We start from the raw sequence: 13,854 nt of genomic DNA on the forward strand, positions 1-13,854 counted from the left end.
TAGCTTACCGGAAGCTAAAAGAACATAACCTCAGCATTTGCTGAGGTTATTGAGGGAGGGACTTCTATCATGCTCGGTCGAGTTCGACGTCCTTTACTTTTTCTTCCAGAGGGTAATTTTCAACCCGCCATAGATGTTGAACGGGGTTCCTGGGGCCTGGAAGGACGAGGAGCGAATAGGAATCGAGTCATCGTCGGAGCCGTATGGATTGCCAAAAGGCTGTGCCACAAAATGATTGTTGTTATCGAAGGGGGTCGTTCCTAGTTGTGCCCCGGTCGAGTAGTGCTTATCGAGAAGATTGTTCATCTGCACGAACAGTTGAAGGCGATCAGTTGCCTGGTATCGCGCGCCCAAGCTTGCTACTCCATATCCAGCTGATTTGGCCGGCCCCAGATAAAACGCTCCGTCTGGTTGGTCCAGGTTGTTTTCGTTACCTCGCGCGAAGGAAGACCCAACGGCAAGAATATCCAGTTCCGCCGTGAGCTTAGGCGAAGGCCTGTATTGGCCATAGAGCTTGAATATGTTGCGCGGGACCTGTGGTATGAAGTCACCAGGTACGATGTGGATGTTGTCATCGATACCGGGTTGACCCGCCAAAGCACTGTCGTGCGTGCTGTTGCTACCGCCATCGATGGTCTGGGGGCTTTGATAGGTAGCGTTGAGGAAGGTGTAGTTACTGCCTACACTCCAATGCAGCCAGTCTTCGGATATCTCCAATTCGATGCCATCCCGACGTGTTTTACCGAAATTGAGGAAGTAACCGAAACCGGTCTGCTCGGACGCGACAAAAAGTAAGTCGTTATAGTTCTGACCGAAGAAATAATCGGCGCTCCAATGCAGCGAGAGACTCTCGTTACTGCGAATGCCTACTTCGAAGGTCCGCGAGACAACCTGTTTCAGCGGAGGATCACTCACCAGCGCGTTCGGTAAGTTGCAAGGCTCGGTCGGATCGGCGCAGCCAAGCTCAATCGACGTTGGAGAGCGGCTTGCCTCGCTGTAGTTGAAGTAAGCATTGAAGAAGTGGGAGGGCTTATAAGTGAAGCCGGCTGCGGGGTTGAACCGCTGAAATACATTGCTGCTGGTGAGATTACCGCGCGCTGCGGAAATCGGCAGATAATCCAGATTGTCGAGCGACGTGTGGTTGTAGCGGCCAGAGAGTGTAAAGGCCCAGGGGCCATAGGTGAATGTATCAGTGGCATATATGCTGGGTGTGTTTACTGTCCCGTGCAGTAGCACCTGACTATCTACTGGGTCACCGTCAGAGAACGTCGTGCCGTCCAGAAAGATTGGGACGAGAGTGAAGGACACGTTATCTGTATTAAGGTATCCGAGCTGCGTAAGCTGATGGTAAGTCGAGGTGCCGCGATCCCAGCTGGCGCCTACCGCGAGCCGGTTGTGTTTTGTCTTCCACGCGACCAGCCCGGAGAGGCCATAGCTGTTCTGTTTGTCCATAGTTCGCGTGATGACACCATTGCAAGTGGAGGACGGATCGCCGCCGGTGTCGTTTTGAAGCGTCTGTGCAAGGCAAAGCCAATAAGGGAATGGTTCGGTGGTTGCGTCGCCTGTGATTGGGAAGTTGGTGTATCCAGCGGCGGTGAGTGCGGCGATATCGTCGGGGCCTAGATCGTAAAGGTCCTGACTGAACGAATCGTCGTTCAAGTCGCCATTGGAGCTGTCTGTGCGGACGTAACGATAGTATGCATTTGCAGAGAACGTTAGATTTTCTGTCTGCGCGTGGGTGACGTTGAGAGTCAACGAGGGAGAATGGTCCCACGTGACATCGGGAATCGTATTGACGTCGCTATAGTTCGTCTTCAGGACTCGGAAGTCTGAGGTTCCGTTGCCGGTCATCCAGTTGTCGGCATAAGCTCCGCTTAGAAAGACACTCGTCTTCGCATCAGTCCAGCCCACCTTGACGAAGGACTGTCGGATCTCGGATGGCGAAAATTGTCGCCATCCATCTTCACGATATAGATTGCCTGCCAAATAATAGTTGAAGCCCTTAGGCAATACACCCCCCAACTCTCCTTCACCGGCGCGTCTACCGAATTTACCGCCGGTGATCTGTATGGAGCCACCCTGGGTGTTAAGGCCGTCCTTAGTCTGCACCGGGATCGCGCCGCCCAATGTGTTTAGTCCATAAAGCGGATCGGAACCAGGAATCAACACCATGTCCCAGATGGCCACTTTGGGAATCAGATCCCACGCGACGATATCGCCAAAGGGTTGATTCTGGCGTACGCCGTCCAGGTAAACGGAAAGCCCTTCCGGCGTCCCCAACAAGGGAGAAGCAGTATAGCCGCGATAATTAATGTCCGGCTGATAGGGGTTGCCAACATTCTCGTTGATGTAGACGCTGGTTAGCCGCTTATTCATGAGATCCGCGAGGTCGAGTGCATTGCTGTCCTCAAGGTTCTTTGCGGTCAATGCTTGCACCGGAACCGGAATCTCGTCGACAGACTGATTAGCGTGCCCGATCGGCGTCAGAGAAAAAACGGTGAGGCTACTCGACGCGCCCTGGATGAGAAGGTAACCGCCTGTGAGACAGGTGTCGCCGAAGATATTTCGATTGTGACAGACCGGGGGGCAAATCCAGCCCTTGAGATATCGAGGCGGTAGCGTCCAAATGTTAGACCGTCCAAAGAATAGGCGCCCCGCGCGTCTGTTTGAAAGGTACGGTTGGTACCCGGACCGGCTATATGACCGCTGGCCTGTAGTGCAGCGCCGGAAGGATCGTGGACCTGGAGCCGGATCTCGCCGGTGCTCTGCGCGTAGCTGGGCGTCACCGCCAACTGAGCCGCAAAGAGGAGAAAGCTTATCAGGACAAGGCGGATCAACTTGAATCGAATACCGAAATGCATAGGCAAGGAACAAATATTGTGATTTGGGCACGCGTCTCCCGGATTCACTATGACTCTACTTCGGCGACGTCGATTGAGTTTTCGACGCACTCAGCTTAGGAGTGCTTCTCTTCCATAAACGCGCCGATGAGCCTGGCGCATTCTTCCACGAAGGTTCGGTCGTCTGGCCCAAATGCACTGAGGTCATGGCTATCGATGTCGATCTCGCCAACGACCTTGTCTCGAACTCGGATCGGGACAACAATCTCTGACTTCGTCTCGATAGAACAAGAGAGATAACGGGGATCGGCAGAGACATCATCCACGATCACTGTCTTGCCCTGGGCCACCGCAGCACCGCAGATGCCCTCCGTAACGAGGATGCGAACGTGGTCAGTCGGTGCCCCGTGAAATGGCCCCAGCACAAGAACATCCGCGTCGTTCCGATCCAGCATGTAGAAACCAACCCAGTTGTAGTGAGGCAGTCGCGCCGCGATCAGGCGGACGGTGAACTCCTGCAAAGTAAGAACATCGTCCGAAGTCGCGCTGGATCTCTCAATCTCGCTGAGAATCTCTTGGAACGCTTGGTGAGCCATGTCTCTATTGTCTCTCAAGCAGACTTTACGAACTGGAGCGCTACCGAGTTCATGCAGTACCTGAGCCCCGTCGGACGCGGTCCGTCATCGAAGACGTGGCCCAGATGCGCGTCGCAACGCGGGCACGAGACGGCGGTACGCTCCATTCCTAGTGTGGAATCGGAGTTCTCTTTGACATTCTCCTTGGCGATGACCTGCCAGAAGCTAGGCCAGCCGGTCCCAGACTCAAACTTCGTCTCCGAACTGAAGTTCGGCGTTCCGCAGCAGATGCAGTGATACACGCCCTTCTCGTGGTTATCCCAGTACTTACCGCTATACGGCCTCTCGGTTCCTGCAAGCCGCGTAACAGCGTAGGCCTCGGGGGCGAGCTGCTGCTTCCACTCGGCATCAGGCTTAATTATGGTTTGAACGGTAACGACACCCTGGCGCTGTCCTGAATCGGAGAACTGGACGATTTTGATGTCTTTTGGCGTTTGATCTTTTGCCTCTACGGGCTGTGTTCTGTATCGCGAGTGGAGTATGACTCCCACCACGGCGGCTGCAGTCGCGCCAAGAAAGGCGCGGCGAGGCATCTTGTTTCTATCTTTGTCCTGATACTGAGTCTCTTCGGCCATAACTCCTCCTGCTAATAGTTAGACGTACTGATGACGGGACTGCTTACCCGAAGGTGAATGCGAAGGCCTGCACCCCTGGATTGAGGAACTCGATCGTGAAGGTGTGGTCGGTGATCGCGCCCTTCTGTCGTACCAGCTGATACAGGCGGTTCTCGGTGACAATGCCATCTCCGTTGTCATTTGTATCAACTCCGTGGTTTTCGCCGGGAGCCTTGCCGTCTATTGTCACCCGAAAGCGAACTGGCTTGCCATCTACCGAGGGGCCTAAAACCAGATGTAGATCGCGAGCGTGGAAACGAAAGGCGATCTTTCCCCTCGCGGAGGCGAGGACTGCTATCTGGCCCTGGTCTATCCATTTTCCTGCCAAGGCCCATTGATTGAGCTCGAGCTGTGGCGGAATCGAATAGAGTTTCGGACCGTCCTGATTCAAGCCGCCGGGCGACGCAAAGTGCTGGGTCCGTTGATAGCCGACGTAGGTCTCCGGCGACCGCACATCGTCCATATCGGGTGCTGCCTCCGCTCCATGCGCCTGAACGTTGACGATTCCTGCCGGCAATGCCTGCTGTGCATTTCGTTCTTTCAAGAGGTCTTGTATCCAGCGTTCCGACTCATCGTAGTTGCCCTCTCCAAAGTGATGAAACCGCACCTTGCCGTTCGCATCGATGAAGTAGTGGGCAGGCCAGTATTGATTGCTGAAGGCGTTCCATATTTTGTTGTTGTTATCCATCGCCACCGGATAGGTGATGCCGAAGTCGTGGACCGCCTTCTGCACGTTGGAAAGATCCTTCTCGAACGGGAACTCCGGAGTATGGACTCCGATGACCACGAGGCCACTGTCCTTGTACTTGTCAGCCCATGCCCTCACGTAAGGCAGTGTGCGCAGACAATTGATGCAGGAGTACGTCCAGAAATCGATCAGGACGACCTTGCCTTTAAGCTGATCGGCGGTCAATGGAGGCGAGTTGATCCAGTCCGTTGCTCCCGATAGACCAGCTAGTACGGACACCTGTGTGGATCCTCCAGTTGAGTTGCTGGTCATCGTCATTTGGTCCGCGGGCTTATCGGTTGATCTGGGATGAAAACGATCGAGAAGGCTCTGCTCGACCCCGGATGTGCTGGAAAGCGATAGTCGCGTGAGAAGGCCGCGATCCAGTCCAAATGCGACCAGGAACACTCCGGCGAGTACGGCGACACCTAGGATGCGACGTATCCATTCTTCCGCTCCCAGGGACCGTTTCATCGCCTCGAAGACCCGTCCGCCAGCAAGGAGAGCCACCGCAAGCGAGGAGATCGAACCAACCGCATAAGTAAACAACAACAAGGTGGTATGTGCGCTGGCACCCTGGAGTGCTGCACCAGCGAGAATCAATCCAAGGATCGGCCCGGCGCATGGCGCCCATAGAAGGCCGGTAGCAACGCCGAGCAAAAGCGACTGCAGCACTCCTCCGCGCGAATCGGACGAAGCGGAGTTTGTCAGTCTATTCCCCAACTGCACAAAGGGGCGAGATAGACGCTCGGCGAAGGCAGGCCAAAGAAGGGATAGACCGAGTATTGCGAAGACAATCAGGGCTGCAATGCGCCCGTATTGGTTTGCACGAACCAACCAGGAGCCTCCCACGACGGCAAGCGAAGCTACTGCGGCAAACGTGACCGCCATGCTCAGCAAGAGAGGCAGGCCAGACTTGCGAAATGGCTGGTCTGCCCGTGCGAAGGTAAATGGCAAAATCGGCAGAATACATGGGCTCAAGATGGTGAGGACACCGCCCAAAAATGCCAATACGAATAAAACCATACGACTCCTAGCTCCTTGGATGAGACGCTCTTACCTATAAGGAAGTTACAGGTTTTGGCCAGGATTGGAGGTGGAATGATGACTCCTGGGGAAAGAGACGGGTCCCGGAGCTCGAAGCCGCTCAAATCAAGCAGAAGACTTCTTCCAAGAAGTCGAGTCGCGTGGACTGCGAGAGCTGAACTCATCTGCGAAGAGCCAACCTCCGTTCCGCTAAACTAGGAGTTGCCCTCACGGAAGCCGCATGCCAGCCGAAATCATCCTCCAACAGACCCCGGACGACGCAGCCCTCCTCGACAAGCGCGAGCAGCTTGCCGCCGTCCGCACTACACTCGCCGAACGCGAATCCGAGCTCGCCCAAATTCGCGCCCAGCTCAAGACCTTCGAAGGCCGTTATGTCCGCCAGGTCGGCATTCTCTACGCCGAGCTTGACGAAATCGAAGCCCGAATCGCCGAGCGTGAAATCGACCTCTACGACTCCGACTCCGCCCGTCGCCGAGCCGTGGAGACCCGCCAGCGCGCGCAGGAGACCCACGATGCCGCATTCGGCGAAGCCCGCGAAGCCGAGGAGTTCGACCCACCGCCCAGCCTCAAGACGCTCTTCCGCGAGGTCGCCAAGCGCATCCACCCCGACTTCGGGCGCGATGACACCGAGCAGAAGCACTTCACCCTGCTGATGGCCCGCGCCAATCAAGCCTACAGCCGCGGCGACACCGAAACTCTGCAGCGGTTGCTTGACGATCACCGCGAAATCAACGCCTCCATCGCCGGCGAAGGCGCGGCCGCCGAGCTTCTCCGCATCACGCGCCAGATCCAGCACGCCGAGCGCGACATCGCCACTCTAGACGCCGAGCATCAGACGCTCCTCGCCAGCGAAATCGCCCAACTGCACCTCGATGCCGAAGCCGCCGCCCGCGAACATCGCGACCTGCTGACCGAGCTCGCCACCAACATTCGCGAGCAGATCGCCGACGCCCAACACCGCTTCGAGCTCATTGACCGCCAGATCAGCGCGCACGGAAAATAACGATGGAAGATAAAGCCAAAGCCGGGCTGCAACACATCCCTACCAGCGGCGCTCTGTCGCTCCATTCCACGCGCTCGAGCATCATCACCCGCGGCCGCCGCGATGCCGCCAACGCAGCCTCTAACCCGCACTACCGGCAAGCTGTTACTGACTACAACGCCCGCAACTTCACCGAAGCTGCGCCGGGCTTCCGGCTCGCCGCCGAGCAGGGCCATGCCGAAGCGCAATATCTCCTCAGCACCCTGTACGACGCGGGTCGGGGCCTGCCACAAGATGACACCGAAGCAGCCTATTGGGAGCGCAAAGCCGCTGAGCAAGGCCACGCCTACGCTCAAGCCAACCTCAGCTTTCGCTACTATGCGGCCGACAATTTTGCTGAAGCTTTCGCATGGTGTCAACGCGCTGCTCACAGCAACCTCGCCTGGGCGCAATACAACCTCGGCCTCATGTATCGCAAAGGGGAAGGGGTTCCGCAAAGCAACACAGATGCTGCCCATTGGTATCGCCTGGCGGCCGCCCAGAACTATCCTGAAGCCCAGCAGAAGCTGGCCGATCTCTACTACACGGGCCAAGGCGTCCCGCTCAGCCATACACTGGCCGCCGCGTGGTATCGGAAGGCCGCCGATCAGGGCGACGCTGAAGCCCAGTTCCAGCTCAGTCACCTCTACGCCATCGGCCAGGGCGTCGAACACGACTACACCCAATCCCGCCACTGGATTCGTCAGGCCGCTGTCCAAGGCCACGAACAGGCGCTCCGCGAACTAAAGCGCCGCGAGTACCGTGACCCATGATCCACGCGATCAAGTCCGCCCTGATTCCTACTTCAGTTGCGTTCAGAGACGAACACAGCGGTCGTCAGTGCGGGCACCGTGGCGGCTCCAGTCTTCGAACTGAACGTCGACTCGCGCGTCGCCGTATCGCTGGAGTTCTGCTGGACCGGATGAAGTTGAAGCTTTAATCCCGCCAGTCTGCTATCGGTGAAGGTTGTCTGCGCATTGGTTGCGTTGAAGATGACGACCACATGTTTATATTGGCCGTAGTTCCCACCATTCGCGTCGAGCTTCATCACGATGATCCCCGGCGTTTGGTTGGTGCCCGTGTTCAAGAAGCTCAGATTCTGCTGGATCTCTTTGAGCGTTGACATTCTAAAGAGATTTGAGCTGTAACGAATCTGCATGAACTCCTGGAACGCCGCTCCGGAGAAAGAAACGTCTTGCGGCTGCGGCGCGTAGGCGCCATTGCTTAGCAGAGGTTGCATTAACGGCCACTGGCCCTGGTTCTGACTGGCGATCGGCAACCCGATACCCCAGTTGGCCCCGCGGCCGCTCCAGTCAATCTTGTTGAACCAGTCTCCGGAGTCGAAGCTGTTCTGATCCAAATCCTTTGAACGGAGCAGGTCGTCGCCGGCCTGGAAGAATGGCACTCCCTGGCCAAGTTCGATCACGCTGAACGCTATCGCCTGGCGTCGCGCTCGTACGGTGCTCGAGTCGTTCAGACTTGATTTGATCTGCACGGCATCGAAGATGTCCTGATTGTCGTGTACCGAGCAGTAGTTCACCGCTTCTATCGGCGATGCGGTGTATCCGGCTGGTTGGCCGCCATAGTTAATTTGCGCTCCTGTCACCGTCGCGCCCGTGTAGGACGTAAAGGTGTAGTTCCGCAGATTGCCGGCGAGCCCCAAACGTATCCAATCCTCGTCCTGCAGCAGTGCCGTCAGTTGATCGCTTTGCGCGGTCGTACTCGTCGTGTAATCACTGGAGTCTGTCAGCAGCCCCGTTGAAAAGCCCTGCACCCGCAGGTCCGCAAACGGGTTTCCCCCGCGATCACCATCTCGTATCCGATCGTTAAAGGTACCGACCCCAGAACCGTACAGATTCGCTTGGCTCGCATTCGGTCCGATAGCGCCGTTAGCAGTTTCACCCGTCGTCCAGCCCTCTCCATATAAGTAGATCTTTGACCCATCCACGCCATCTTTCAACGGCGTCAGTGCGGCCAGCGCCTGCTTGATGGCTTGCATGTTGTAGGTAAAGTGGAAGCTCATCAGGTCGAACCGGAAGCCATCGATCTTGTACTCCTTTGCGTTCATCACAAGCGTGTCGACCATCAGCTTTTCCATCATCCGGTGCTCACTGGCTGTGTCAGGGCAGCACGAGCCAGTCTCCAGAGACCCGTTTGCATCCAGCCGGTGATAGTACAGCGGAACTACCTCATCAAGATTTGAGTTTGCAGCTTCTCCACTAGCGTTGGTGTGATTGAAGACGACGTCCTGGATTACCCGCAGCCCCGCACGGTGCAGACCCTGCACCATCGTGCGGTATTCGAAGACGCGATTATCAGGATTGATCGCATAGCTCCCCTCCGGCGCCATGTAGTGCACCGGATCGTAGCCCCAGTTATAGGCATCGCTGGACTGGATTGCAGCGACAGCGGCCTGCTGTTGCTGGCCGTCCGGCGGATCTCCCGAGAGATCGCCTGTCGTCTGCCATGTTGACTTGTCCTCGTTCACCGAGGCGAAGTGGAACGACGGAAGAATGTGGACCGCCTTCAGCCCGCTCTCCGCAAGTGCGTGCAGACGACGCATTCCATTTGTGTTCTCATCCGCGAACGCGTCATACATGCCACGGTGTGCGGCCGGGACCGTCGTATCGCCCACGCTGAAGTCGCGAATATGTAGCTCGTAGATGCTAATGTCGTTCAGCGAATTCAAAGGCGGTGAAAATGAGTAGTTCCATCCCGACGGCTTCGTCGCCTGTGAGTCCAGATCTGTTATGCGGCTCTTTGCGCCATTCAATGCGATATCAATTGAGTAGGGATCCGAGGTGACGTTCGTATCCACCGTCTTATCCACCGGCACATATACGTTCACGCTGTAGAGGTAGTATTTGCCCTTCCAGTCTGCGGTTCCCCGTGCGACCCAGACGCCGTTATGCTCGTGCATAGCCACTGTGGCCTCCGGCGCTGCGTCATTTTCATGGTCAAACAGCTGTAGCGAAACACTCTGCGCGGTCGGCGCCCACAGCTTGAGCTTCACCGCTGCTTCGTTATCGTCCGCCCAATCGAACCAACAATCATCGTCCGGGGAGTGCTTCACCACTACACCGAGCTTTCCCGAGTAGTAATAAATATCGTCTAGTACGCCCGCATCCTGAATGCCAGTTGCATAGCTCAATGCTCCGGATTGGCTGACAGATGAGATCGCGATTTGTCCCTTCAGCCCCTGCTTGATCGTTGCCAGCGGTACGCGTGGCGATACCGTCAGCACAGCGTAGCTCGCCAGCTGCGGATAACGGGTCAGCTCTTCCTGGGTAAGCGTGCCACCTGGAGTCAACGGTATCGCCTGCCCTCCGGTCACGCCCGTCTCCGTTAGCTGCAGCCCGCCCGTGAGGCTCCAATAGATTGCGTAGGTGTTCCCGCTCTGCAAATACGTGGGTTGTATCGCCACGCGGGTGCGATCCAGCCAATACGCCTGCTCTTTGAGGAAGTTGCTGTTCAACTTCTGCGCTTCAGTGGGTTCCGACGTATACACCGTCGCATCCCCCGAGATAATCCACGCCTGACTGAACGCCGTGATCTGAAGATGTTGATCCGGTCCCGGATCCTTCACCTGATTTTCGGCACAGTTATTGATGATGAAACCGAGATCGCCCGTCGGAGTTCCTTGCGCCGGATTCACCGACACGTCAAAGTACACCCCGTAAGCATCCGTCCCTGAGATCTGAACTTCGCTGCTGCACCAGGAGGCATTCTCAGTCGACGCATTCCACGTGTACAGCGCCCAGCCTGAGTAATTTCCATCCGGACGGAAGTAATGGATGCGAACATCGCCGGGGGGAATCGGCGGGTCCGACTGCGCCCGCAGGGTAGGTAACAAACACATCAGCGCAAGTAGAAGGAGCAGAAGGCGCTTTGCTGTGGATCTTGCGCGCGGGGGCATCGTACGTGCCCAAAGAGGGGAGGTAGAAGGCATCATCGCGAAGCTCCTGGAGCTCGTTACCGCACGGCCTGTTCTGTCAATGATCGATCATGTGGCGAGAGACAGCCAGACCGGGGGGTTCGGCACGGCAGTCACAATAGCGGATTACCTTCGCTACGCGCAAGCTTATTCTCCTGTCGTTCCATAATTTTTATGGTCAGGTAGCAGGTAGCAGTCGACCGCTGCTCAGCGAGTCTCTTGTCGGCGCAGTGCACATCGTACTCTGCGAGATGATGTCAGCAGAGCTCAACGGAACCAAATTGCCATGACGTTATATTGTCATTATGCCAGCAGCGACGCTGTATGCCAGGATCGAGGAAACCATTGCCACTGAAATCGCCCAGGGCGAGTATCGCCCGGGAGATCAATTGCCTACCGAAGATGAATTGCTTCAGCGATTTCAGGTGAGCCGCATTACGGTTCGTCGTGCGATCCAGAATCTGGTCAGTCGAGGCTTGCTCGAGATTCGTCGTGGACGTGGAACATTCGTTCTGTCGCCGCGGATCGAAGCGGAACTCACAAAGCTAACGGGCTTCGTCGAGGACATGAAATCTGTCGGGCGAAGAGCCACTGCCCGTGTGGTAAGTCAAGGTGTCATTGCCGCCTCGGAACGCGTTGCAGAACGCCTTGAATTGGCGAAAGGGACAAAAGTGATGCAGATCAAGCGGGTGCGGCTCGCCGATGATACGCCGATCTCTTTTGATGAGACATATCTGCCCCTCCCCCTTGGCAAGCAGATCGTGCGCAACGATCTGCGGCTGCATCCGATCTTCACTCTTCTCGAAGAAGAATATGGAGTCCCTCTGGTCGAAGCAGACTATGAGTTGGAGGCGGTGATCGCAACCAAAGCGGTCGCTGACGCCCTTCAGGTAACGGTGGGTTCTCCGATCTTTCAGATCGAGCGAACGTCGCTGACAATCGGCAATCAGCCGGTCGACTATGAGGTGCTGTCTTATAGAGGCGATCTCGTCCGCTTCGTCACGAGGCTTCTTCGTCATCCGGGAAACTCGGCGGGAACTCGGGCGTTGCGCTCCCGCAAGCGATAGCTATCAATGGACCACGGGCCTGGGTTGAGCAACACGATCGCCAGAATGCACGCGATATAGAGAAGCTCGCATTCGTATCCAGGGGGACCGAATTGCGCTCGACCATCCACGATCGCTTTGATTTTGATGGAACTGAAGCCATAGGGTAGATGGACCGTAAACATGGCGGTTAGCAGGACCACCGTTGCAGGAACGCTTGCCCATGCAACAAATGCGCCGAGAAGAAACGCTGCTCCTCCCAGCAACTCTACCGAAATTGTGAGGTAGGCCGACAGATGCGCGAAGGGAACGTGCAGAGACTGCAGAATCGCTGCGAATGCCTCCGGGCCCTTGATGATCTTCGCCCAGCCGTGTTGTATAAAGCCCCCGCCGACGATTGCGCGAAGTGGAATCGCGGCGTAACGCTGCATGGCTGAAGAAATGCAGGTTGCTGCGGCAGGTTTGAATTGCGTTGGCATAAATTTATCCTTCTGACCGAATTTTGATTTGAGAAATCTAGGTCATTATGACGTTATAATGTCACGTGAGGTTACAAGAATTTCCATGCTTGAGAACCGATCGGGGGGCAGCGGTCATCCTTCCTTACGCGAAGCGCTCGGATTCTGGTGGAAATTGGGCTGGATCAGTTTCGGAGGCACAGCAGCTCATCTCGCGATCATGCAATCCGAACTGGTTGAGAAGCGTCGCTGGATCGATTCCGACGATTTCTTCCATGCACTGAGTCACTGCATGCTGTTGCCGGGACCTGAAGCGCAGCAACTCGCCATCTACATTGGTTGGAAGTTGCACGGAAAGATAGGCGGGTTCCTGGCTGGGATCTTGTTTGTTCTTCCCTCTACCGCCATCCTCCTCGGGCTCAGTTTGCTCTATGCCGGATACGGGACTGTCTGGTGGGTGACCCTCCTGTTCCACGTGTTGAAGCCCATTGTCGTCGCTTTGGTTTTGCATGCACTCTTTAAGATCGGGCGTCGCGCTCTCAGGTCCCGGCTGCAATGGTTTGTGGCAGTTGCATCGTTCCTCGCTCTCAGCCTGTTGCATGTTCCCCTTCCCTGGATTATGGGAGTGATTGTTGCCATCGGTGTCATTCTGGGGCTTCTCCGGCGCCTGAGGGGGATCGACCACTCCCCATCCAGAGAGAGGACGGTAGTTTATGCATCTAGCGACGTGCTTTGGCGGACCATGCGCATTGTGGGTGGATGTGCCGCCATCGGAAGCGTTCCGTTGCTTTTGTTAGGGATCTTCGGGTGCGATTTTCCGTTCTGGATAAGGTTGTCCGCCTTTTTCACTCAAACAGCCTTTGTGACCATCGGCGGCTCATACACCGTAATTCCGTATGTCGCACAGGTAGCCGTAATGAAATTCTCCTGGCTAAGCCATGCGCAAATGTTGGACGGATTTGCGCTCGCGGAGACAACGCCGGGACCACTGATTATTGTTGTCGGATTCGTCGGATTTATGGCTGGATTTCATCATTTTAACGGGTCCTTTCTCATGGGAACGATCGCCTTACTCGTCACGATCTTCTACACTTTCCTGCCGGGGTTCTTGTTTGTTTTCGTTGCGGCGCCGTGGATTGCAAAATCCGGTGCAAGCCAGGTGATCCGATCGGTCCTAAAGCTCATCACGGCCGCAGTTGTTGCCGCCATCCTGCAGCTTACCGTCTTCCTGTTTCGCGGAGTGCTCTTCCCTGCCGGTTCGAGGAACCCGGATCTCTGGGCCGTTGTCTGGATTATGAGCGCGTCCCTCTTGATCCACCTGAACTCTCGACGCATGTTTCGCAAGCCCGATCGCCTTTCAGGCCTTAGAAGGAACTGTGCTCGAAAAGCAGAAACCGCTTCATCCCGCTGATCCTTCTTTTTCTTCGCCACGGCAATGGCGCCGGGCATCAGCGGATGAGCCACCTTCACCGCTGCCGCGTACGGTCAAAGGTAGTGGTAGATCCAGCCCCGCCGGGTAGCCTGAATCTATG

General features: G+C 56.3%; 11 protein-coding genes. 4 read left to right on the plus strand and 7 right to left on the minus strand.

The features are described from left to right. Window positions 1-93: 93 nt before the first annotated feature. The 5 genes from HDF14_RS00390 to HDF14_RS00410 all read right to left on the minus strand — a co-directional run bounded on the left by HDF14_RS00390 (window position 94) and on the right by HDF14_RS00410 (window position 5,842). Window positions 94-2,436, minus strand: a complete 2,343-nt coding sequence (locus HDF14_RS00390) for a TonB-dependent receptor (RefSeq protein WP_183972475.1) — start codon at window positions 2,434-2,436, stop codon at window positions 94-96. Window positions 2,437-2,483: 47 nt separating this feature from the next. Then, complete coding sequence (locus HDF14_RS00395; RefSeq protein ID WP_183972477.1) at window positions 2,484-2,837, minus strand: carboxypeptidase-like regulatory domain-containing protein; 354 nt, start codon at window positions 2,835-2,837, stop codon at window positions 2,484-2,486. Between the two features lie 119 nt (window positions 2,838-2,956). After that, entirely contained in the window at window positions 2,957-3,436 is a 480-nt protein-coding gene (locus HDF14_RS00400) for a GAF domain-containing protein (protein WP_183972479.1), read from the minus strand. Between the two features lie 14 nt (window positions 3,437-3,450). Beyond that, on the minus strand, window positions 3,451-4,050 hold the full coding sequence (gene msrB / locus HDF14_RS00405; protein WP_221304495.1) for a peptide-methionine (R)-S-oxide reductase MsrB: 600 nt from the start codon (window positions 4,048-4,050) through the stop codon (window positions 3,451-3,453). A 43-nt stretch (window positions 4,051-4,093) separates the two neighbouring features. Further along, window positions 4,094-5,842 (minus strand): cytochrome c biogenesis protein DipZ, encoded by a 1,749-nt coding sequence (locus HDF14_RS00410; protein ID WP_183972481.1) that lies wholly within the window; start codon window positions 5,840-5,842, stop codon window positions 4,094-4,096. A 241-nt stretch (window positions 5,843-6,083) separates the two neighbouring features. Here HDF14_RS00410 and HDF14_RS00415 point away from each other — a divergent pair, with 241 nt between their 5' ends. Next, window positions 6,084-6,866, plus strand: a complete 783-nt coding sequence (locus HDF14_RS00415) for a hypothetical protein (protein ID WP_183972482.1) — start codon at window positions 6,084-6,086, stop codon at window positions 6,864-6,866. A 2-nt stretch (window positions 6,867-6,868) separates the two neighbouring features. Further along, complete coding sequence (locus tag HDF14_RS00420) at window positions 6,869-7,657, plus strand: tetratricopeptide repeat protein (protein ID WP_183972484.1); 789 nt, start codon at window positions 6,869-6,871, stop codon at window positions 7,655-7,657. 32 nt (window positions 7,658-7,689) lie between these two features. On the opposite strand, the gene pulA is transcribed toward HDF14_RS00420, so the two are convergent. Beyond that, window positions 7,690-10,836, minus strand: coding sequence for a pullulanase-type alpha-1,6-glucosidase (gene pulA, locus HDF14_RS00425; RefSeq protein ID WP_260697926.1), 3,147 nt, complete (start codon window positions 10,834-10,836; stop codon window positions 7,690-7,692). A gap of 287 nt (window positions 10,837-11,123) precedes the next feature. Between pulA and HDF14_RS00430 the strand changes: the two genes are divergently transcribed. After that, window positions 11,124-11,885: a GntR family transcriptional regulator gene (locus HDF14_RS00430; RefSeq protein WP_183972486.1), complete on the plus strand. Its 762-nt coding sequence runs from the start codon at window positions 11,124-11,126 to the stop codon at window positions 11,883-11,885. Here HDF14_RS00430 and HDF14_RS00435 read toward each other — a convergent pair. Further along, window positions 11,834-12,343 (minus strand): DoxX family protein, encoded by a 510-nt coding sequence (locus HDF14_RS00435; RefSeq protein WP_183972488.1) that lies wholly within the window; start codon window positions 12,341-12,343, stop codon window positions 11,834-11,836. The genes HDF14_RS00430 and HDF14_RS00435 overlap by 52 nt on opposite strands. An 85-nt stretch (window positions 12,344-12,428) precedes the next feature. Here HDF14_RS00435 and chrA point away from each other — a divergent pair, with 85 nt between their 5' ends. Next, window positions 12,429-13,733, plus strand: coding sequence for a chromate efflux transporter (gene chrA / locus HDF14_RS00440; protein ID WP_183972490.1), 1,305 nt, complete (start codon window positions 12,429-12,431; stop codon window positions 13,731-13,733). The last annotated feature ends 121 nt before the right edge of the window (window positions 13,734-13,854 follow it).

The sequence above is a fragment of the Tunturiibacter gelidiferens genome, assembly GCF_014201335.1.
GTDB lineage: Bacteria > Acidobacteriota > Terriglobia > Terriglobales > Acidobacteriaceae > Edaphobacter > Edaphobacter lichenicola_E.